This window comes from Iodobacter ciconiae (genome assembly GCF_003952345.1).
GTDB lineage: Bacteria > Pseudomonadota > Gammaproteobacteria > Burkholderiales > Chitinibacteraceae > Iodobacter > Iodobacter ciconiae.
This window is the reverse complement of record NZ_CP034433.1, coordinates 1,347,902-1,368,237: the sequence shown is the minus strand read 5'-3', so window position 1 is coordinate 1,368,237 and position 20,336 is coordinate 1,347,902. Positions and strand designations below refer to the sequence as shown.

Genomic DNA, 20,336 nt, shown 5'->3' with positions numbered 1-20,336 from the left:
CGCCTTTGGCTTACCTGATATGAGCCCCTTTGTCACAAAAGCAGAACTGCTTCTTAAGATGGCAGGCTGCAACTACCAGTGCCAGACAGGGGGCTATGCCAAAGCCCCCAAGGGGAAAATGCCTTATCTGCAAACAGGTGATGCCCTCATTGATGACTCCACACTGATCCGTTTTTATCTGGAACAAAAACACCAGATTAATTTTGATGCCTCGCTCACCCCCGCCGAGCGAGGGATTGCCTGGGCTTTTGAAAAAATGCTGGAAGAGCATTTTTACTATATTTCGCTCAGAGATCGCTGGGCCATTGATGCCAACTTTGATAAAGGCCCAAAAAAAATATTTAAACGTATCCCTGCTTTTATCCGTGGTCTAATCATCTGGAAAGTGCGCCGTAAAATGAATGCCAAATTACGTATTCAGGGCATTGCACTGCATAAAGAAGCCGATATCATTCAGCTGGCTAAAAAGGATCTGGACGCACTGGCCGATTTTATAGCAGATAAAACCTATTTAATGGGAGATCAAATATGCGCTGCCGATGCCACGGTTTATGCCTTTATACGCAGCGTGCTCTGTCCGCTTTTTGATTCAGCTACACATCAATATGCAATGAGTAAGCCTAATCTGATTGCCTACTGCGACCGCATGAACCAGAAATTCTATCCTGTAAACTAAAAAAATTGGCGGGCGCGGGGCTTTTGTCCTAAGCTCGCCCTTTTGCATGAATTGGCCCAAACCGTGCTGCCCTATAAACTATCCCCCTTCTTACTTTGCACTTTGCTTGCAGCCTGCGCCAGCACCCCGATTCCGCCTGCAATCATTAGCCCCGCTGCCAGCGAGCCAATCCAGCCTGCGGCATCTGCCCCCACCCCAGCACCCGCTCCCGTAGCCGAGCCCCCTGTAATCGTTGCTCCGCCAGTGCCTGCAGTTAAATCAATCAACCAGCTTGAGGCCCAAACGCTGGTTAGTAGATTGCTCCCCGCTAAAATCAGCGAGCGTAATGGCTGGAAAAATGATTTAGTCGATGCCTTTACTGCACTGAAAATTCCTTACACACCGGAATACTTTTGCGCTGCCATGGCTGTGATCGAGCAAGAATCCAGCTGGCAAGGCGATCCAACCGTGCCAGGCCTGGGAAAAATCGTCTGGAAGCAGGTTGAAGAAAAAGCGGGCAAATATCACATCCCCCTGATCGCCGTGCAAACCGCTCTGCTTAAAAATTCTCCCAGCGGGCTTAGCTACAAAGAACGTATCGATAAGCTGCAAACCGAAGCACAGATGAATGCCGTATTTGAAGACCTGGCTAATGATGCCAAACGCCTCAGCCTGCCATTTAATATGAGCAACCCCATCCGTACGGGCGGCCCTATGCAGGTCAGTGTAGAATTCGCCGAAGGCCATGTGCGCGCCTGGCCCTACCCCTACGCGCGCCGTGGCAGCGTAAGAAATGAAGTTTTTACCCGTAAGGGCGGCGTGTATTTTGGCACCGCCATCCTGCTGCAATACCCGGCACCTTACAGTAAAATGATTTATCGCTTTGCCGATTTTAATGCCGGCCGCTATGCCAGCCGTAATGCAGCTTTTCAAGCCGCAGTTAATAAGCTCGCTGCAGATAATATGGATCTGGATGGTGATTTACTGCGCTACGAAAGGGGCTATCCGATGAGCCAGAGCAGCAGCACAGAAAAAGCCCTGCAAAAACTAGGCAGGCGCTTAAACCTGAGTAATGAAGAAATCCGCCGCGATCTTTTATTGGAAAAAGTCACAGGATTTAGCCAGACAGCACTCTATCAGCGCGTATTTAACCTAGCGGGCAATCCAAGCCGGGAAGTTATGCCGCAAATTGATTTACACAGCCCTAAAATCACAAGAAAACTGACTACGGAATGGTTTGCCAAACGCGTCGAAGGGCGCTACCAAACCTGCCTGAGCCGGGCACCGGCCATATAAAATACAGAACCTGCTGGCTCTTGATTTACTACTCAGCACAATTGTAAATCAGCTGTCAGCAGAACCCGGCCAGCAGGCATGACGCCAGTTCTGAGCGCTTTTCAACCTTCTAAAAAGGCTTAATTCGCATTAAATAACATTGAAAAGAATTAGTAGAAGACCATTTTAACCATAACCGGCTCATTGCACACACAGGTAAAAGGATTGCTTTACAAATTGGTGCCGAATATATTGCAGAACAATTAGCGAAGCTAGAAAGCACCAGGGCAAATATAATTTGGCTCAAATTAAAGAATAAGCCGATTTACTTATCAGCACACACAATCCCATACAGCAGCAAGACCTTAGTTATTCAGCCAGCAAAATGAATCAATCACTTTATATTATAAATTTATGGCTCTGTTTATTATTTAATTTATAATAAAAATCCGGCGCCTAGTGGTTTTGGTGTACGCAAATACACCTATCCGCATATATTTTCAAAATTTAATTTTTCAAATATTTAATCATTGAATTTTTCTCTGCAAAAAAACAATGAATTATATCTTTTTGCCTCTCTGCCCTTTTTACTCCCACTCTTGCTGTCATTATGCTTGCTATTAAATCATAGTTAATTTAATCTCTGGCTGACTTTTATGAAAAGATATTATTTATTTAGATTATTTTGAAAAAAGTCCCTCCCTGAATTCGTCAGCCATAAACAAAGGATAAAATATGAAAGCAAAACACAGCGGCCCATCCGGGGCCTTTATTGGTGCTTCCTGGCTTGCACTTTTTATCGGAACGCTGACCTATTCTATCGGCCTCTGGAATGCCACAATGGCACTTAATGAAAAAGGCTATTACTTTACCCTGCTATTATATGGTTTATTTGCCGCAATTTCATTACAAAAATCAGTTCGGGATAAATTGGAAGATATTCCTGTTACCGGACTTTATTTCGGAATTTGCTGGATTTCTATTGCTGCGGCACTGTTACTCCTTGCTGCAGGCTTATGGAATGCAACGCTCACCTCCAGCGAAAAAGGCTTTTATGCAATGTCGTACCTGCTTAGTCTTTTTGCCTCTGTTGCCGTGCAAAAAAACGTACGGGATTTAGCCTTATTCAAACCAGAATTTGCAGAAACCGAAACCACAGACCTTAGTGCTTTCAAATAGCAGCGCAGGGGTGGCTAGGCACAGTCACCGCCCCTTCTGACTTCAAAGTTGCAGACCCCAAATGATATTTTTCGGGGAACAAGCGATCCAGCAGCCTGCTCAGAGCCCACCTGTTTGCTAACAGCCCATTTTATCAATATCAAGCGCTGCCGGAGTAAGCATAAAAGCTATTCCAGGTAGCGCCGCCCGCCGTAGCCACTCATCCCCATCATCAGCCGAACCGCCGCATGGCATAACCAGGGTAAAACCCGGTAAATCCAGCGATCACGTTCCACATCACTTTTTTTAATTTGTACTGCGTCCTCCTGTAAGGCACGCTTAAGATCCATCCGCAGCTCACATGCAAATTGTTTTTCGCACACAAAAATATTCGCCTCCCTAGCCAGTAACAAACTAAAAGGATCAATGTTACTCGATCCTACGGTGGCCCATATACCATCAATCGTAGCGACTTTAGCGTGCATAAAGCCTTTTTGATATTCATAAATTTGAATACCGGCACTTAAAAACTGCTGATAAAACCCTCTGCTGGCATAGTGAAGTAAGGCATGATCAACCCGCCCCTGCACCAAGAGCACCACATTCACTCCCCGCTTGGCGGCATAAATTAAGGCATGGCGTAAACGATAGCCGGGTAAAAAATAGGCGTTAGCAATAATAATTTCACTTTTAGCATGCAAAATCGCACGCAAATATTCGCGCTCTATATCATGCCGGTGCCGTAAATTATCCCGATATAAAAATTGCCCGCGCGCGCGTCCTGATAAAGTACTTGATGGCTTGATTGTGCTTTTTTTCGCCCAGTTTTTCTTAAGCTGCACCCAGGCAGTATGCCGCCATAAATGATCGGCTGACTCATGCAACTGAGCCACCAAGGGGCCAGCCATACTTACGGCATAATCATAACGGGCCGCCAGCTCCGGCTGATCAGGCTCAAAATCAGACAAAATATTAATCCCGCCAATAAATGCGATACGGGCATCAATCACCGCAAGCTTACGATGTAAGCGTCGCAGGCGCTGCCTGTCGAGCGACAATATTTTTACTTCCGGCCTGAAAAATAACAGTCTTACTCCAGAGTCGGCTAGCTGCTCCCGCCAGGCCAAAGGCAAATTTCCCGCCCCAAAACCATCAAGCTGAAGATTCACCCGTACCCCGCGCAAAGCAGCAGCAATCAAGGCCTGCATCACTGCAATGCCCACTTCATCGGCTTCGAATAAATAGCTTTCCAAAAAGACTTCTTGCTGGGCCAGCTCAATCGCACTGATCAGCTCAGGAAAATAATCCTGCCCGTTAAAAAGCAACTTGAAACGATTTCCCGCCACATACATAGCCAGCCTCACTGCCGTTGGCACAACTGTTTTATCTCAAACAATGAAGGGAAAAACTACAAAAAGCCGGGTCTTGGCCCCTCGTACAGGCACACAGACCTGCCTGTATTACACCACAGCCTCGCTACGATGCAGAACGGTATAAAGTGGTGCATGATCCGATAAGTCAGACCAGGGCACGCCCCCCAGCACATCCGCGACATGCACTGAAAAACCACGTAAGTACACCCGATCCAAAGACAAAATAGGCAATTGGGCTGGAAAACTTTTTGCCGATGCCCCGTGCAAAGTATTAAAAGCCTCGATCAGGCCCAGCTCACGGGCAAACTGAATGGTGGCCTCACCCCGCCAGTCATTAAAATCACCAGCCAGAACCAGAGGTGCATTTTCAGGCACATCCCGAAGCACCCGTTCAATCAGCATTTTTATTTGCTTACGCCTATCCATTGCCCGCAAATTAAGGTGTACACAAAATGCATGCAAAGGCTGGCACCAGCCCGGCACAGCCAGCTCGCAATGCAAAACCCCACGCTGCTCAAAACGATGCAAAGTTAAATCATGGTTATGCCAACGCAATATAGGAAAACGCGACAGCAGAGCATTGCCATGGTGCCCAAGCTTATAACGGGCATTGATACCATAAGCCGCATGTAAATCGCCCGCCAGATATTCATGCTGCGGCGCAACCGGCCAGCTGGTAAAACGCTGCACACGCTGACTATGTGCCCCTTGCACTTCCTGCAAAAAAATCAAATCAGGCGACAAAGCATGCAAGGCTTCGCGCACATCATGTACCACCAGGCGCTGATTAAATAAAGAGAGCCCCTTGTGGATATTGTAAGTTGCAACTTTCAAAGAAAGAATAGTATTCAAAGTAAAACCACCCGCAGATGCCCTGATGCACATTATTTTTATAGACAGTTAATGCCCACTCTTTGTGAATTGCCCGCCCTTGCATCAAACACCCAGTGTCTCTGAGGCAGCCCTAAACGTCAATAAATGTAAGAAACCATATAAAATTCGATTGCATAAATAAAAATTTTTCAGACATATCAGTTGTTTTGAAATAACCAACCATTGCAGCAAAGATAAACAAACCACCCTATTTTTGACATCATTTATTAATAACCAACTAAAAATGTTTTCAGTATATAAGCACTCAATTTACGCACGACTTTTTAGCGCTAATAATTTTTTACCCTATAAAACACACTCCCCATAAATCAAAACACCTTGCTGATTGAAAAATAGCTAATGCCATCCGGGCATAAATACTCATAGCAAACTGAGGCTGATATGCAAAACAAACAATAAAAACAATAATCATTAGTATTTAATAAAATATCAAAACGGCTTTCCTGCCTATTGGCCTGGTGTATTTATTTGGCATAGCTTTAATACCTAGGTGTAAGCCCCAGTAATCAAAAGATTGCATTGTGCTTAACAATGGTTACCCTTCAACAGATTTTGCATTCCAAATACCTGAGGAAAACACCATGCAAGAATGGGTTAATGTGATTAATAGCTGGGTATGGAGCTCTGCTCTTATCTACCTTTGCTTAGGTGTAGGGCTGTATTTTTCGATCCGAACCCGCTTTATGCAAGTTCGCCATATCGGAGAAATGATCCGCCTGATGTTTAAAGGTAAGGCTTCTGCAGCGGGTGTTTCATCATTTCAGGCCCTGTCTTTATCCCTTTCTGGCCGTGTTGGAACCGGTAATATTGCCGGAGTCGCCACTGCCATTTCTTTTGGCGGGCCAGGTGCTATTTTCTGGATGTGGGTTGTTGCCTTTTTAGGCGCAAGCACAGCTTATATTGAATCCGTACTTGGGCAGATCTACCACGAAAAGCACGAGGGCCAGTATCGGGGCGGACCTGCTTTTTATATTGAAAAAGGCCTGGGCTGGAAGTGGTATTCCATGCTGTTTGCCTGTGTCACCGTGATTGCTTGCGGGGTGTTGATGCCGGGCGTGCAGGCTAACGGCATTGCTGCAGGCTTAAAAACAGCCTTTGGCCTTACCCCCGCAGTGACAGGTGCAATTGTAGTGCTATTACTTGGGATGATTATTTTTGGCGGCGTAAAGCGTATTGCCAAGGTCGCACAGGTAGTCGTACCCTTTATGGCACTGGGCTATATCCTGATTGCCTTTGTGGTTATTTTACTTAATATCCATCAGCTGCCAGATGTATTTATGCTCATTATTCGCTCCGCTTTTGGCACAGAAGCAGGCATGGGTGCCATGCTGGGCCTGGCCATTCAATGGGGTGTAAAACGCGGCATTTATTCTAATGAAGCAGGCCAGGGAACAGGACCACACGCAGCGGCAGCTGCCGAAGTCAGCCACCCTGCGCAGCAAGGGCTGGTGCAGGCGTTTTCAGTCTATATCGACACGCTATTTGTATGCTCTGCCACTGCCTTTATGATTTTAATCACCGGTAAATACAATGTGGTGGCACCCGACGGACATGCTATTTTCACCGGGCTCGCCGGACTGACTGCAGGAAGCGATTTTACTCAGGCAGCAGTAGAACAAGCTCTGCCCGGTTTTGGCTCAATGTTTGTCGGCATTGCACTTTTCTTTTTCGCATTCACCACAATTCTGGCGTACTACTACATAGCCGAAACCAATATCGCTTTTTTGGCACGTAAAATCCCGTCTGCAGGGCTGTTTTTTATTTTGAAAATCGCCATCCTTGCCGTCTCGTTTTATGGTTGTGTCCGTACAGCAGAGCTGGCCTGGGGATTAGGGGATATGGGAGTCGGGCTGATGGCATGGCTTAATATTATCGCCATTTTAGCCCTGCAAAAACCAGCGCTGGCCACGCTAAAAGACTATGAACAGCAAATTAGCCTCAATCAGGAACCGGTGTTTAACCCCAAGGCATTGGGCTTGGATGTAGCACATCACTGGCATATTAAACATTTAGAATCTGAAGCCGCACCAGAAGCGCCAAAAGTTTAGTAGAAAAAAACAATACCGGCCCCAAGGCCGGTATTGTTTTTGTAGCGCGATGGCTTAAACCTGCCCTGGCTCACAACACCAGAGTCACCGCAGCACCGTTGCCAGGGCATGCACACACAGTGCAATATTCTCACGCCGTGCACCATAGCCCATCAAACCCACCCGCCAGGCTTTACCCGCCAGTACACCCAGGCCAGCACCGATTTCCAAATTGTAATCTGCCAGCAGCAACTTACGCACTGCAGCATCATCCACGCCAACGGGGATATGCACGGTATTAAGCTGAGGCAACCGGTATGCTTTATCCACCACAAACTCCAGACCTAATGATTCCAGACCATGGCGCAATAACTGATGCATATCACTATGACGCTGCCAGGCGTTTTCCAAGCCTTCATTGGCAAGCAAGCGCAAAGATTCATGCAAGGCGTAGAGGGTATTTACCGGTGCAGTGTGATGATAGCTGCGCTTTGCGCCGCCTGTAGCATCACCCCAATAGCCCATAACCAGGCTTTGATCCAAAAACCAGCTTTGCACCGGCGCTTTGCGCGCTTTTAATTTAGCCACCGCCGCATCAGAAAAAGACAATGGCGAAAGCCCCGGCACACAAGATAAACACTTCTGGCTGCCTGAATAAACCGCATCAATCCCCCAGTCATCCACACGCAGCTCTGCGCCACCAAGGGATGTGACCGCATCCACAATACTCAGGCAATCATATTTTTTGGCCAGAGCGCAAAGCATTTTGGCATCTGACAATGCACCGGTAGAGGTTTCAGCATGCACAAAAGCAAGGAAGCTGGCCTCTGGATGCGCTTTAAGTGCGTCTTCGACCTGCTGCGGATTAACCGGCTCTCCCCAGGTGTTGTCGACCAGCACAGCAATGGCACCAAGGCGCTCGACATTCTGACGCATGCGTTCGCCAAATACGCCGTTACGGCACACGATAACGGTTTCACCCGGCTCAACCAGGTTTACAAAACACGCTTCCATCCCTGCAGAGCCCGGCGCAGAAACAGCCATCGTGACAGAATTTTTAGTCTGAAATGCATATTGCAGCAGCGTTTTAATCTCATCCATCATGCCCACAAACAGCGGGTCTAAATGGCCAACGGTAGGCTTGGACAAAGCCGCCAGCACAGAAGGATAAATATCGGACGGCCCCGGCCCCATCAAAATACGGTGCGGAGGGAAAAAAGGCATAATCATCGGTGGCGTAAGCATAGGAATCTCCATGATGGGTAGCACCATTATCAGGCTATTTAGCCCAACTTACGGCAGCGGAAAACACTTATGTTGTTGCAGTGCAAAAAACATCTGCTTTACACCTCTGATTTCTGCAGAATGTCATCTGGCGGGCGTACACTGTATTTAAATTATCTTTATGGGAAAAGCAGATGCTTAACGATAAAGAAATCAGGCTATATCTGGATCGAATAAATTATTCCGGCAGGATTACGACAGATTCAGTTACACTGACTACTTTGTATCAGGCCCATATACGGCATATTCCTTTTGAAAATTTAGATATTAAACTCGGCATCCCGATTTATTTAAGTATTCCAGCTCTATTTAAAAAAGTAATCCTGGCCAAGCGTGGCAACTTTTGCGATGGCTAAATTATTTATTTTTTGCACTGCTCTCATCGATTGGTTTCGAAATCAAAATAATCTCTGTCCAGGTTTTTAATGGTAAAAATTATGGGCCGGAATTCGATCATTTACTGCTGCTCACAGAGATTGATAACCAGCTATTTATTATTGACATTGGCTTTGGTGATTCATTTCAAACGCCTTTAGCCATTCAGAAGCATCCGGATCGAAATACAGCATATCCGGGGTATAAAATTGTACAAAACGGCATATTTTATACAGTACAGCAAAAAAGAGGCAATCAGCAGTATCGGCCACAATATCAATTCACATTGAATATTTATAACATTAGCGATTTTGCTAAAATGTGTATTTACCGGCAAACATCCCCTGCGTCACACTTCACATAAAAATCACTTTGCCCACTGGCAACGGCGCAAGGGCGCCATACAATAAGCAATGACCACTTCATTCAAACCCAGGCAGGTCGCCGCACGATACACCATATTGCCAACGCTGCAGAGTATTGCCAGCTCTTAACACAATGCTTTCAGCTATCCTTGGCAGAAACAACCAATATCAGCGCACCAATACCGGAAAAACAACATACTCACTAAGTAAACAAGCAATAAAAGTCGAAAAGCCATCAATATGCATATATAAGCAGCCATTAGGCTGCCGGCTTAAGATTGCCTCGCAAATCATTACCTCGTACAAGCTACCATGCCAACCCCAAAATTTCCGGCACTGCCCGCGGTTTTAGCGCGTAGTTTCAGCCTGGGCAAACGACACCACTATTCCATAGCCAGCAAAACGATAGAATCCTTAAAAACAATGCTCCCTGCAATTTATCCTGATCGGGCACAGCGTAACCCGGCTAAGAAACAGAAGCCACCGGTCAGGCATGGCTTTACAAAGCAGATATAGCCCCAAAGGTATTTAAAGCCAGGATGCTGTATAAAAAAGCAATTGATTACAACAGTAAAATTTATAAAGAAAAATAAATTTGCTACAACCATGTAAATATTTATATTAAATCAAACATGCATGTATTAAATTCATTATTTTTCCTGTATTTATTTCTTGCTGACATTGATACAAACAGCCTGTAAAAATCCCTAACGTCATAAAGACCAAACTCTTCATTTAAATAACATATCGTTCCAATTTAAATAAACTATACTAGTGTCCTTCGATCTAAAAATTGACTCCGCTATCGTGTTGACAATTAACAAAACATCAAATTTTAATTAAAAAAAACAGCAATTCGCAACATTTCTTGATATCGCTCACATTATTTAACAGAAGCGTATTTTATGATCGCTCAGACATAAACACCTGCGGATGCCGACCATGCTCGACCTCTCTACATTTTTTCTTGGCCGCCCCCTGACCGCACCGTTAATGAACGCTTCCGGCGTTTGGTGCAATGTCAACGGCCAGCTTCATGCACTCGCAGAAAGTGAAGCTGGCGCGATGGTGACCAAAAGCTGCACCTTACTGCGCCGTGATGGCAATCCTGAGCCTCGTTACCATACACTCTCCATGGGAAGCATTAATTCCATGGGCTTGCCCAATGAAGGGCATCAGTATTATCTGGATTATGCCGAACGCCATGATTATGAAAATAAACCGCTTTTCTTTTCTGTAGCGGGATTAACACTTGATGACAATCTGACGATTGTTGCACAGATACAAGACGCCTATACACCCGCTTTATTAGAGCTCAACTTAAGCTGCCCCAATGTTCCGGGTAAGGCACAGATCGGTTATGACTTTGATGCACTTGATGTGATACTGGCTGAAATCAGCTCGGCCTACTCCCGCCCATTTGGTGTCAAACTTCCACCCTATTTTGATACCGCTCATTTTGATGAAGTGGCCGATATTCTGAATCGCTATGAAAAAGTCAATTTCATCACCTGCATCAACTCAATTGGCAACGGTTTAATGATTGATATGGACAGCGAAACCGTACTCATCAAACCCAAGCAAGGCTTTGGCGGTATCGGCGGAGAATACGTTTTACCCACAGCACTGGCCAACGTGAATGCGTTTCACAGCCGCTGCCCCAAAAAATCCATTATTGGCTGTGGTGGCGTCAGTACAGGTGAACATGTCTTTATGCATTTATTAGCCGGTGCAAGCCTTGTGCAAGTTGGAACTGCTCTTTATGAGCAAGGCCCGGAGATTTTTGTACGGTTAAAAACCGAACTAGCAACGATCATGCAAGAAAAAGGCTACAAAACCATTAGAGAATTTCAAGGCAAATTAAAAACACTTTAAGCTACCTTAGCTGCGTTTCCTGTCAGCCATTCTAGCTATATGCACTTGCTACTTTTCCCAGAACATGATTCATCATTCACCGCAAAACATGCCGTGATTGATCAATAGGGAGGCGCAGTTATATCCTGGCTGCGCCCCAATATTATGCTTCAGGCAACACCTGCCCTCCCCACACCCAGATGCTCTGAAATTCTTTGATTTTAAGCGGCATCAGAAAAACGCCAGTCTAAAACAACGAAAACAATGACGTAAAAAAGCGAAACCTTAACCCTGCCCCGTAACAACTTCAAACAACCATTCCAAATTCTTTTATAACGACGCTTTCCTTTTTCTTCCCGGCAATATAGCCTTAGCGCGCTTAAATCTGGAGCCCACTGTGTCTATATTGGAAATTATCGGTTTTATTGCTTCTTTACTCGGAATCTGGCTGGCTACCCGTAGCCATGTACTGACATGGCCCCTGCAATTGATCGCCAGCTTGCTATATGTATGGCTGTTTTTTGATGCAAAACTTTTTGGCGAAAGCCTGCTGCAATTTGTCTACGCAGCTCTGGCTATTTATGGCTGGTGGATGTGGAAGCGTAGCGCCACAGATCACTCCCTGCCCATCAGCAGGCTAGGCCGCCGGCAATGGCTGCTGATTAATGGCGCAGGCCTGCTGCTCACCCTGCTTGTTACCCGTTTTCAAGTGCAGTTTTTACCCACCGATCTGCCTCTGCTCGATTCAGGTATTTTTGTCTTTGGTCTGATTGCCCAGTGGATGCAGGCACGCAAAAAAATCGAAAACTGGCCATACTGGATTGCTCTTGATCTGATTGCCTCTGGCGTTTACGCCTATAAAGGCTTACACCTGACCGCCGTGCTCTACGTTATTCTGACGGCGCTAGCCATATCAGGCTGGATAAGCTGGCGTAAAGAAATCAAAAATGAAACTAGCTGTGTATGAAAATTGCCATCGTCGGCCCTGAATCCTGCGGCAAATCCACTCTAGCGCACGATCTGGCCGGCACGCTAAAAGCGCCATGGGTGCCCGAATATGCACGCGGATACTTCGCACAAAAAGGTACGAGCCATTACGATCTGAGCGATATTACCGCCATCGCCCGCGGCCAGCTTGTCGCTGAGGCGGCTCACCACGCCCCACTGCTTATCTGTGACACAACGGTGCTTGTATGCAAGATCTGGGCCGAAGTACGCTACGGCCACTGCCCCGACACACTCGCAGCCCTCTATCACCCTCAAGACTACGCCCTGCACCTGCTCACCCGCCCCGATATCCCCTGGGAGCCAGACCCCCTGCGTGAAAATCCCAGCGACAGAGATTATTTGTTTGATCTTTACGAAGCAGATTTAAAAACCAGTGGTGTGAATTACCAGATAGTGAAAGGAAGCAGAGAGGCGCGATTAGCCATTGCTGTAGAAGCCATTTTGAAATTGGGTATTGCCAGATAAGCTATACCGCTTAAGTGATCATATTCAGCATTGAACATCGGCTCATTCCAGCTTGCAAATGATCAATATTCAAGTAAACATAGCGATGCAATCACAGCCCTTGCCGCCCGGCATCAAGCACAAAAAATGAATAGATATTTAGCGCTTTTGCAAAACCGGCCACTGCCAGCGCAACCAGACCCGCCACTGCCGTAAACATTCAGCCGGTGCACTATCGGGCCAGAGCACCAGATTGATACGCCGCCCTTCACCCACAAGATGCAAAATAATGAGAGAGCCAAGCACCCGGCTGGAAGGCAAAAGAGCAGCATCGACTTCTTTACCATCGCCCATAGCCAGCCTGAGTTGCCCATCAGGCAGAGCCATCACAGAGCGGGGAGCAGGTGGCTTTCGATAAAGACTACGATACAAAGAAAAGGCCACCACAAGTGTGATGGCCCATAAGCTGGGAGAAAAAACACAGGCAAGCGCTGCCACAGCATGGCTCAGATACAAACAGCGCAGCTCCCAAACGGAAGATGTCAGCACAAGCGGCGCGGGGTTCATTCGCTGATTTGAATACTGCCTGAAACATTGGCAGTTAATCGGCTGTCACCTGATTCTATGGGCGCATCAGCCATTCTGAACATTTCCATTGTGCTGCTTTTCGCCATCATGACCGGCTGTGGACGATAGCTGCCTGAGGTATTTACGCTAACATTTATCATCTTCCAGCCCTTTGCTGCAAAGCCTTTCTGAATCAGATCTGCACGATGCTTAAATGCCTGCAGCCCCTCTTCAATCAAGGCGTCTTCGGCCTTTGCACGCGTGACATCCGAAACACCGTAGCTCACATTGGCAAGCTGCATTGACAAGCCAGCGGCAAGCGGTTGCTGCAGCTGAGTCAGCAATTTGGATAACACCGCAAAATCACGGGAAGTAATGCGTAATTCACCGCGGCTGCGCCAGCCTTCCTGCCTGTTGGTTTTACTATAAAGCGGATACGTTGCATAAGTTGTCCCGCCACTTTGAACCACACTTTGCTGCTTTACCAGATTTAACCCAGCGGCCAAAGTTTGGTTAATTTTTTCGCTCAGGCGCGCGGGGTCCGTATCTGTCAGCTCCACAAACAAAACTGCACTGGCCAAATCATTCGGAACTTCACGCGTTACGCTGGCATCCAGATTAACCACATTAAAAACAGGGGCCTCATTTGCCGCCATTGCTAATGTCACCGTAGCCAGCATGGCAGCGGAAAGAAAGTATTTCATCGTCAGAATCTCCTCATCACTTACAAAATCAACTCGGCACCGCTACTCTAATCAAAACAAAAAAGAAAGATATAAGTAAAAATTAACATTAACCAGATTATAGCTGCTCATACAAAATCAAGCGGCCCACCATTCTTACCAACGTCTTTCTCTAGCCATTACATATCATGAAGTATCAGGCTGTTTATGCGTATTTTTATCATTGAGCCGGTCCGGCTTTGTGTTTCTTTCTTACGTAAAGAAAGTCAATTGTACTTAAATGGTTAGCCGTAAAACAAAAGGGCGAGAACTCGCCCTTTTTTGCACTAGAACAAGTGAAATCACTTAAAACAGCACCTTCTCAGTGATAACCATGATCTGTAGGAGTGTTGTGAATATCTTCCGCTACCGCGTCCATGACACCCAGATGTACTTCAACATCAAACCATTCCCAGAATGCTTTAAGATTGCGCTTTTCCGGCCAGTGCTGCTCTTCGGCTCCCCAGGAAGCCAGCTCCATTTCAAACAGTTTTTCAGCAATTTCATCAATGAATGCGATGCCGTCTTCAGTTTCATTCGCTTCAGGGATCAAAATAGAGGTACAGTCACAACGCACTTCTTCCAAAGTCAGCTGGATGTCATTTCCAGGCAACTTATTTAGCCAATCGAGAAAAGGTTGCCGTGGCTTAATAATAGCAACCGAGCGATCGACGATAAACATGCAGAACTCCTTGGTTAAAAGTATATCTTTACCGCAGTGCGGTATTCAGGCACAAGGTTAGCACGGCGAGTGCTACGCTGTATTTTCAACGGCAAATAATTCTGCCCATTTTGATAAGCATCATGAACCAAACAACTGATACCCATTCTCGCAAAAAAGTAAGCTGGCGCGCCGCAATGGTCACAGCCCCCAGTATTCCCCCCATCTATGGCATCGCCGTTGAGGTGGCCGAACACAACCTCATTATACTGACAGATAAGGAGGTTAAAGTGGGGACCCCTTGCCATGTGTACCTGGATATCCCGGACATGCAGATCAACAAAAAGAACTACGTCGACTTCACTGGCACCATCAGCTGTACCTCTCTGATGGGGCAAATCAGCATGTTCCGCCACATTGTGCAGGTAAAAGAAATTAACGCGATACAACGCGAAAACTTACTTAAAGCATTAAAAATCTTCTGAACATAAGCACTGCTAAAACAGCCAGCAGTCAGCAGGCTGTTTCAAAAAGATTACTTGGGTTTGCGCTTACTGACCACGGCCCCCTCTGCTGTGACCACTTTTACAACAGCTGGTTTCACCCTGGGCGCCCTTGGCTTTCTGGTCGCAGGCTTTGCTTCACTACCCGGCAAAGGCGTACTTCCCGGTTTGACTGCGGCTTTCACAGCAGGTGCTCCAGGTAAAACTTTGGCAGCCTTTGAGGCTGCTTTGCGTGCCGCTGCCTTTTTCACACCATCTTCCACCACAGGGATTGCAGGCTGCTGTACTGTGGGCACCACCGCCCCCGGGGCTTTACGTACGGCACGCCTGCCCGGAGCAGGCTTACTTACCACAGCCACCGGAGCCTGCGTTGCGACGGGGATATTTGCCACTTTACGTGCCGCCGTTTTTTTGACACGTTTGGCCGGGCTCCCGGCTGTTTTGGCATGCTCAATAGCGGGCAAAGATTGCTCTTGCACGGCAGGCTTAGGTTTATTGCCTCTTGGTGCAGCACCACGCGGCGGAGCATTACGGCGACCTGCTGCTGGTAAATCTCCCCAGGTTGGTTTTTCTTCAACCAGCATAAAATCAATCTTGCTGGTTTCAAGCGAAACGCGGGCTACTTTGATTTTTACACGGCCCGTGATGCGATAAACCTGGCCAGTACGCTCGCCTTTCAACTCTTTGCGAACTTCATCAAAGTGAAAGTAATCAGTGCCCAGCTCGGAAACATGCACCAGTCCTTCAACAAAGACATTATCCAGCAAGACAAAAATGCCGAAGCCTGTGACCGCAGAAATCACGCCTTCAAATTCTTCACCAACCTTGTCTTGCATGTAGTAGCACTTCAACCAATTTTGCACATCCCGGCTGGCTTCGTCTGCCCGGCGCTCTGTCATGGAGCACTGAGTACCTAAGGCTTCCCATTTCATTTTTGGCGTGTATTTTTTACCGGCCAGAATCGCTTTGATTGCCCGGTGCACCAGCAGATCCGGATAACGGCGAATCGGGGATGTAAAGTGTGTATATGCATCGTAAGATAAGCCAAAGTGACCTTTATTATCAGGGCTATATACGGCTTGCGAGAGTGATCTGAGTAACATGGTTTGCAACAGCGGCGCATCATCCCTCAGCTTGATTTTTTCCAGCAGTACGGCGTAATCGCCAGCGGTAGGATCATCATCCCCATCCAGCGACAAACCCACACTCTTCATATAAGTACGCAGATTTTCAAGTTTTTCCGGCGTCGGGCCTTCGTGTACGCGGTAAACGCATTCGTGCTCTTTTTTAAGCAGAATATCTGCAGCACACACATTGGCGGCCAGCATGCATTCTTCAATCAGCTTATGCGCGTCATTTCTAACAACAGGCACAATCTCGCTGATTTTGCCTTTATCATCGAAACGCATTTCCGTTTCAACGGTTTCAAAATCAATGGCGCCACGTAAAGCTCGTGCCGCAGAAAATGCTTTAAACAGCGCGTAAAGCGTATCGATCTGCGGCAATACATGCTGATATTGCCGTGCTATTTCACCATCAGGATGCTGCACCATATCCCATACTTTGGTGTAAGTCAGCCGAGCCTTAGAATGCATCACCGCCGGATAAAAGCGATATTTTTTGATCTCGCCCTTAGCGCTAATCTGCATATCACATACCATACACAGGCGCTCTACATCAGGCATTAAAGAGCAAATACCATTAGATAGGGCTTCTGGCAGCATTGGAATCACCCGGCGAGGGAAATACACCGAATTTCCACGCTCGATTGCGCCCACATCCAGCGCATCCCCCGGCAAGACATAGTGGCTTACATCGGCAATAGCTACGATCAAGCGCCAGCCCTTGCCTTTTTTCTCGGCATAAACTGCATCATCAAAATCTTTGGCCGTTTCACCATCAATGGTCACCAGCGGCAAATCGCGTAAATCCTCTCGCTCCAGCGTATCTAGCACCTTTTTCCAGTCTTTTTTGCGCACTTTGCCGGGTGTATCTTCGCCTTGCAAAATCGCCTCGGCAGAAAATTCATGCGGTAAATTATGCTTACGCAGGGCGATTTCGATTTCCATCCCCGGATCAGCATAATTACCCAGAACCTGAACCACCCGGCCTACCGGCTGCGAATAACGCGAAGGTTGTGCCACCAGCTCGACCATCACCACCTGCCCGTGTTCAGCACCCATCGTGCCATTGGGCTCTAATAGAATTTCATGACTGATACGCTTATCTTCGGCGCTTACCGTAAATACACCATGCTCGCCATGCAGGCGGCCCACTAATTTTTGTGTGGATCTCACCAATACTTCAACAATACTGCCTTCACGCCGCCCACGGCGATCCAGCCCCATCGGGCGAACCAGTACACGATCCCCATGTAAAACCTTGGCCATTTCCTTAGGCCCAAGGTAAAGATCACTGCTGCCATCGTCAGGCACTAGGAAGCCAAAACCATCGGCGTGCCCCTGTACCCGCCCCTGTAGAAGATCAAGTTTATCCGGCAGGCAAAGCGCCCCTTTCCGGTTAATCATTACCTGCCCTTCACGCTCCATTGCGGCCATTCTGCGATGAAACTGGGTTTCTTCTTCGGGAAGGATGGATAACATACTCATTAATTCGTCAACAAAAATCGGCGCACCATGCTCGGTGAGCACTTGCAACACAAATTCACGCGAGGGAAGCGGAGATTCATAACGTTCGCGTTCACGCTCAAGAAATGGGTCTGACGCGCGTATGCCTTTGATTTTTTTGGAACGGCCGCTCATAGACGGGGCCTCCTGATTGGGAATAGTGGAAATTCTTAAAGATTTCTTCGGTATATTTCTTGACATGGAGTCCGCTTTTAACAATAATCGCCTCCTCTTAAGTGAGGCGCAGCAACATTCTAACGCTTTTAGAGCGCCCAGGTGGCGGAATTGGTAGACGCGCATGGTTCAGGTCCATGTGCCTTCGGGTGTGGAGGTTCGAGTCCTCTCCTGGGCACCACGTTCTAAAAGCAGTAGTTATTAATATTTGCACGATCACTTCTGAAGTAGTAGCAGGCATTGCCCAGATGGCGGAATTGGTAGACGCGCATGGTTCAGGTCCATGTGCCTTCGGGTGTGGAGGTTCGAGTCCTCTTCTGGGTACCATGTTTTAAGAGTAGTAGATAGTTGTTGTTGATATTTACACGATCACTTCTGAAATAGTGATAGGCATTGCCCAGATGGCGGAATTGGTAGACGCGCATGGTTCAGGTCCATGTGCCTTCGGGTGTGGAGGTTCGAATCCTCTTCTGGGCACCAAGTTTTAAAAGTAGCTTAGACACTAATATGAGCGATCTGGTCAGAGCAGATATGGTCATCTGCGCATTAATTGAGCAAGATCATCCAGCGCTCAACGCCTTCCCCGCCCCATCGCTTTTCCCCGTCATTTTCTAATTGCCACAAGATCCCCAAAAGATTGCCATGGTGACTATTTCATCCAATTGTCCTCCGGCTTTCTCATTCTACTTCCAAAACATAAAAACCCAGCAATACGCTTATGCCACCAGAAAAATCAACGCCCTTTATTAATTCATGGCCAAGATGGCTGCAATTTTAAGGCCGAACAGCGCAAAAAATACAATATGGCACGCGAATATCACTCGTGCCCTTTAACGCTCTGCTGCCCCAAAAATACAGTCCCCCTTCCCATTCGAAGAGATTTCCCACGCTGTTTCCCCGCTCAGTAATTACCTCCCCTAGACTCGTTTACCTTTATCTATATAATTAAGATATGTTTAATTACTCTAGACATTACTAAACATGGATAAAAAAAGCGCACCCGACTGGCATTTTCAACGCCCAGAGCTGGCTGACTATTACCTGAAGAGCTTCGCGTTAAAACTCAGCAACAGCCGCGCGCTATTTGCACGCCGGCGCATGGGTAAAACCGAGTTTTTACTACAAGACCTCTGCCCCCAGGCCTGCAAGCAAGGCTACCGGGTGATTTACATCAATCTATGGGAGTGCCGGGACAATACCAGCGAAGGCGTTGCCTCAACGGTCATTAACAGCCTGCAAAACAGCAATGGTTTTTTTGATCGCATCAAAAAAATCAGCAACAAACAAATTGCTTCAATTAAAGTCAATGCAAAAAGCCCTCTTGCTGAAGGCAGTCTTGAAACCCGCTTTGAAAATGACATCAGTGCATCAAGCTTAATGAATAAAATGTGGCAAAAAATAGATCAGACTAACGACACTATTTTGCTGCTTATCGACGAAGCCCAAATTTTAGCCACCACCAGCAATAATCATCTGGCTGCAGCACTTCGAGCCGGGCTGGATGTGCGGAAACAAAGAATTCACGTTATCTTCACAGGCAGCAGCGAACACACCTTGCGTGATATGTTTGCCAAATCAAATCAGCCCTTTTATAACTGGGCACCGGTCGAGCCATTCCCGCTTCTGGATAATTTATTTGTTCAACACATGATTAATGTTAGCAATCATATTCTGGATAGCAGCTACCACATCAGCCTTGAAGAGGGTATCTCGGCATTTAAGCAGCTCAAACAAACGCCTGAATTATTCAGACGTTTTCTAGAAGAATATTTGATACGCCCTTTTCATGGCTGCGATACCGCAATAGAAAGAGCGCTGGCAAAAACATATACCGACCAGGGGTTTGACAGCCTATGGAATGAACTTTTACCAGTAGATCAGCTTATTCTGCAATTTATTGCCACAAGGAAAACAGGATTAAGCAGCAAAAGCACAAGACAAAAACTAGGCCAGCACCTGGGGCTTAGCGAGCTGGCAAACCATACTGTAAACAATGCGCTGGCACGCTTATTTGACAAGCAGCATTTATCCAGAGAAGACCGTGGCATATACCGCTTTGAAGATGACCATTTTGAAGAATGGATACAAACCGAACACCCTTTTGCATAAAAGCATCAAGCTGAACGGTATGTTCGTTCAAAAAATACGTCTGTGGTTGTCATTAAAAATGGCAACCATTATTTGAACAATCCTTACAACAAAAACAAACAGTCACTTTAATTTAACGAATCAATGTCTCTGCCAGCAATAAAAAATAACCTGCCCATTTGGAAGAAAAAAACAAACTACGCAACAATAAAATAGAAATGCATACAGCTAAGCAACAAAAATAAACCATAACAATTAAACCATGGAATTTACAGCAAGACG

General features: G+C 46.7%; 18 protein-coding genes and 3 tRNA genes. 14 read left to right on the top strand and 7 right to left on the bottom strand.

Going from position 1 to position 20,336, the window contains the following annotated elements:
- Positions 1-19: 19 nt before the first annotated feature.
- The 3 genes from EJO50_RS06045 to yiaA all read left to right on the top strand — a co-directional run bounded on the left by EJO50_RS06045 (position 20) and on the right by yiaA (position 3,109).
- Positions 20-676 carry a glutathione S-transferase family protein gene (locus EJO50_RS06045; RefSeq protein ID WP_206434463.1) on the top strand — a complete coding sequence of 219 codons (657 nt, stop codon included), beginning with the start codon at positions 20-22 and terminating at the stop codon, positions 674-676.
- Positions 677-718: 42 nt separating this feature from the next.
- The gene (locus EJO50_RS06040) at positions 719-1,951 is read left to right on the top strand and encodes a DUF1615 domain-containing protein (RefSeq protein WP_125972408.1); all 1,233 of its coding nucleotides are present in this window, start codon (positions 719-721) and stop codon (positions 1,949-1,951) included.
- A 714-nt stretch (positions 1,952-2,665) separates the two neighbouring features.
- Positions 2,666-3,109: an inner membrane protein YiaA gene (gene yiaA, locus EJO50_RS06035; RefSeq protein ID WP_125972406.1), complete on the top strand. Its 444-nt coding sequence runs from the start codon at positions 2,666-2,668 to the stop codon at positions 3,107-3,109.
- 167 nt (positions 3,110-3,276) lie between these two features.
- On the opposite strand, the gene clsB is transcribed toward yiaA, so the two are convergent.
- Entirely contained in the window at positions 3,277-4,434 is a 1,158-nt protein-coding gene (gene clsB / locus EJO50_RS06030; RefSeq protein WP_206434462.1) for a cardiolipin synthase ClsB, read from the bottom strand.
- 114 nt (positions 4,435-4,548) lie between these two features.
- Entirely contained in the window at positions 4,549-5,313 is a 765-nt protein-coding gene (locus EJO50_RS06025) for an endonuclease/exonuclease/phosphatase family protein (RefSeq protein WP_233702182.1), read from the bottom strand.
- 623 nt (positions 5,314-5,936) lie between these two features.
- Here EJO50_RS06025 and EJO50_RS06020 point away from each other — a divergent pair.
- The gene (locus EJO50_RS06020; protein WP_125972402.1) at positions 5,937-7,403 is read left to right on the top strand and encodes an alanine/glycine:cation symporter family protein; all 1,467 of its coding nucleotides are present in this window, start codon (positions 5,937-5,939) and stop codon (positions 7,401-7,403) included.
- Positions 7,404-7,487: 84 nt separating this feature from the next.
- Here the strand turns inward: EJO50_RS06020 and EJO50_RS06015 are convergent, their stop codons facing one another.
- Entirely contained in the window at positions 7,488-8,627 is a 1,140-nt protein-coding gene (locus EJO50_RS06015; RefSeq protein WP_125972400.1) for a pyridoxal-phosphate-dependent aminotransferase family protein, read from the bottom strand.
- 173 nt (positions 8,628-8,800) lie between these two features.
- On the opposite strand from EJO50_RS06015, the gene EJO50_RS06010 reads away from it, so the two are divergent.
- The 5 genes from EJO50_RS06010 to EJO50_RS05990 all read left to right on the top strand — a co-directional run bounded on the left by EJO50_RS06010 (position 8,801) and on the right by EJO50_RS05990 (position 12,733).
- Entirely contained in the window at positions 8,801-9,022 is a 222-nt protein-coding gene (locus EJO50_RS06010; protein WP_125972398.1) for an arylamine N-acetyltransferase, read from the top strand.
- Positions 9,010-9,405 carry an arylamine N-acetyltransferase gene (locus EJO50_RS17720; protein WP_125972396.1) on the top strand — a complete coding sequence of 132 codons (396 nt, stop codon included), beginning with the start codon at positions 9,010-9,012 and terminating at the stop codon, positions 9,403-9,405. The genes EJO50_RS06010 and EJO50_RS17720 overlap by 13 nt, the downstream gene beginning before the upstream one ends.
- Before the next feature lie 943 nt (positions 9,406-10,348).
- Positions 10,349-11,281 carry a dihydroorotate oxidase gene (locus EJO50_RS06000; RefSeq protein ID WP_125972394.1) on the top strand — a complete coding sequence of 311 codons (933 nt, stop codon included), beginning with the start codon at positions 10,349-10,351 and terminating at the stop codon, positions 11,279-11,281.
- 376 nt (positions 11,282-11,657) lie between these two features.
- The gene (pnuC, locus tag EJO50_RS05995) at positions 11,658-12,227 is read left to right on the top strand and encodes a nicotinamide riboside transporter PnuC (protein WP_164521439.1); all 570 of its coding nucleotides are present in this window, start codon (positions 11,658-11,660) and stop codon (positions 12,225-12,227) included.
- Positions 12,224-12,733 (top strand): AAA family ATPase, encoded by a 510-nt coding sequence (locus EJO50_RS05990; protein ID WP_125972390.1) that lies wholly within the window; start codon positions 12,224-12,226, stop codon positions 12,731-12,733. Before pnuC ends, EJO50_RS05990 begins: the two co-directional genes overlap by 4 nt.
- A 138-nt stretch (positions 12,734-12,871) precedes the next feature.
- Here EJO50_RS05990 and EJO50_RS05985 read toward each other — a convergent pair whose 3' ends face one another.
- The 3 genes from EJO50_RS05985 to EJO50_RS05975 form a co-directional block, all read right to left on the bottom strand.
- Complete coding sequence (locus EJO50_RS05985) at positions 12,872-13,279, bottom strand: protein YgfX (protein WP_125972388.1); 408 nt, start codon at positions 13,277-13,279, stop codon at positions 12,872-12,874.
- Positions 13,276-13,983: an SIMPL domain-containing protein gene (locus tag EJO50_RS05980; protein WP_125972386.1), complete on the bottom strand. Its 708-nt coding sequence runs from the start codon at positions 13,981-13,983 to the stop codon at positions 13,276-13,278. The genes EJO50_RS05985 and EJO50_RS05980 overlap by 4 nt, the downstream gene beginning before the upstream one ends.
- Before the next feature lie 340 nt (positions 13,984-14,323).
- On the bottom strand, positions 14,324-14,683 hold the full coding sequence (locus tag EJO50_RS05975; RefSeq protein WP_125972384.1) for a hypothetical protein: 360 nt from the start codon (positions 14,681-14,683) through the stop codon (positions 14,324-14,326).
- A 122-nt stretch (positions 14,684-14,805) separates the two neighbouring features.
- On the opposite strand from EJO50_RS05975, the gene EJO50_RS05970 reads away from it, so the two are divergent.
- Entirely contained in the window at positions 14,806-15,147 is a 342-nt protein-coding gene (locus EJO50_RS05970) for a hypothetical protein (RefSeq protein WP_125972382.1), read from the top strand.
- Positions 15,148-15,197: 50 nt separating this feature from the next.
- Here EJO50_RS05970 and rnr read toward each other — a convergent pair whose 3' ends face one another.
- Positions 15,198-17,927: a ribonuclease R gene (gene rnr, locus EJO50_RS05965; protein WP_125972380.1), complete on the bottom strand. Its 2,730-nt coding sequence runs from the start codon at positions 17,925-17,927 to the stop codon at positions 15,198-15,200.
- Positions 17,928-18,062: 135 nt separating this feature from the next.
- Between rnr and EJO50_RS05960 the strand changes: the two genes are divergently transcribed.
- The 4 genes from EJO50_RS05960 (at position 18,063) to EJO50_RS05945 (ending at position 20,075) form a co-directional block, all read left to right on the top strand.
- Positions 18,063-18,147: transfer RNA gene (locus tag EJO50_RS05960), tRNA-Leu, on the top strand.
- A 61-nt stretch (positions 18,148-18,208) separates the two neighbouring features.
- Positions 18,209-18,293, top strand: a tRNA-Leu gene (locus EJO50_RS05955).
- Positions 18,294-18,361: 68 nt separating this feature from the next.
- A tRNA-Leu gene (locus EJO50_RS05950) sits at positions 18,362-18,446 on the top strand.
- Between the two features lie 501 nt (positions 18,447-18,947).
- Positions 18,948-20,075, top strand: a complete 1,128-nt coding sequence (locus tag EJO50_RS05945) for an ATP-binding protein (RefSeq protein ID WP_125972378.1) — start codon at positions 18,948-18,950, stop codon at positions 20,073-20,075.
- Positions 20,076-20,336: the final 261 nt, after the last annotated feature.

What these genes read in the sequence shown, in the direction of transcription:
- EJO50_RS06045 (WP_206434463.1), top strand. Translation starts at nt 20, where the DNA reads ATGAGCCCCTTTGTCACAAAAGCAGAACTGCTTCTTAAGATGGCAGGC.
- yiaA (WP_125972406.1), top strand. Translation starts at nt 2,666, where the DNA reads ATGAAAGCAAAACACAGCGGCCCATCCGGGGCCTTTATTGGTGCTTCC.
- EJO50_RS06020 (WP_125972402.1), top strand. Translation starts at nt 5,937, where the DNA reads ATGCAAGAATGGGTTAATGTGATTAATAGCTGGGTATGGAGCTCTGCT.
- EJO50_RS06015 (WP_125972400.1), bottom strand. Translation starts at nt 8,627, where the DNA reads ATGCTTACGCCACCGATGATTATGCCTTTTTTCCCTCCGCACCGTATT.
- EJO50_RS06010 (WP_125972398.1), top strand. Translation starts at nt 8,801, where the DNA reads ATGCTTAACGATAAAGAAATCAGGCTATATCTGGATCGAATAAATTAT.
- EJO50_RS06000 (WP_125972394.1), top strand. Translation starts at nt 10,349, where the DNA reads ATGCTCGACCTCTCTACATTTTTTCTTGGCCGCCCCCTGACCGCACCG.
- EJO50_RS05990 (WP_125972390.1), top strand. Translation starts at nt 12,224, where the DNA reads ATGAAAATTGCCATCGTCGGCCCTGAATCCTGCGGCAAATCCACTCTA.
- EJO50_RS05985 (WP_125972388.1), bottom strand. Translation starts at nt 13,279, where the DNA reads ATGAACCCCGCGCCGCTTGTGCTGACATCTTCCGTTTGGGAGCTGCGC.
- EJO50_RS05980 (WP_125972386.1), bottom strand. Translation starts at nt 13,983, where the DNA reads ATGAAATACTTTCTTTCCGCTGCCATGCTGGCTACGGTGACATTAGCA.
- EJO50_RS05975 (WP_125972384.1), bottom strand. Translation starts at nt 14,683, where the DNA reads ATGTTTATCGTCGATCGCTCGGTTGCTATTATTAAGCCACGGCAACCT.
- EJO50_RS05970 (WP_125972382.1), top strand. Translation starts at nt 14,806, where the DNA reads ATGAACCAAACAACTGATACCCATTCTCGCAAAAAAGTAAGCTGGCGC.
- rnr (WP_125972380.1), bottom strand. Translation starts at nt 17,927, where the DNA reads ATGAGCGGCCGTTCCAAAAAAATCAAAGGCATACGCGCGTCAGACCCA.
- EJO50_RS05945 (WP_125972378.1), top strand. Translation starts at nt 18,948, where the DNA reads ATGGATAAAAAAAGCGCACCCGACTGGCATTTTCAACGCCCAGAGCTG.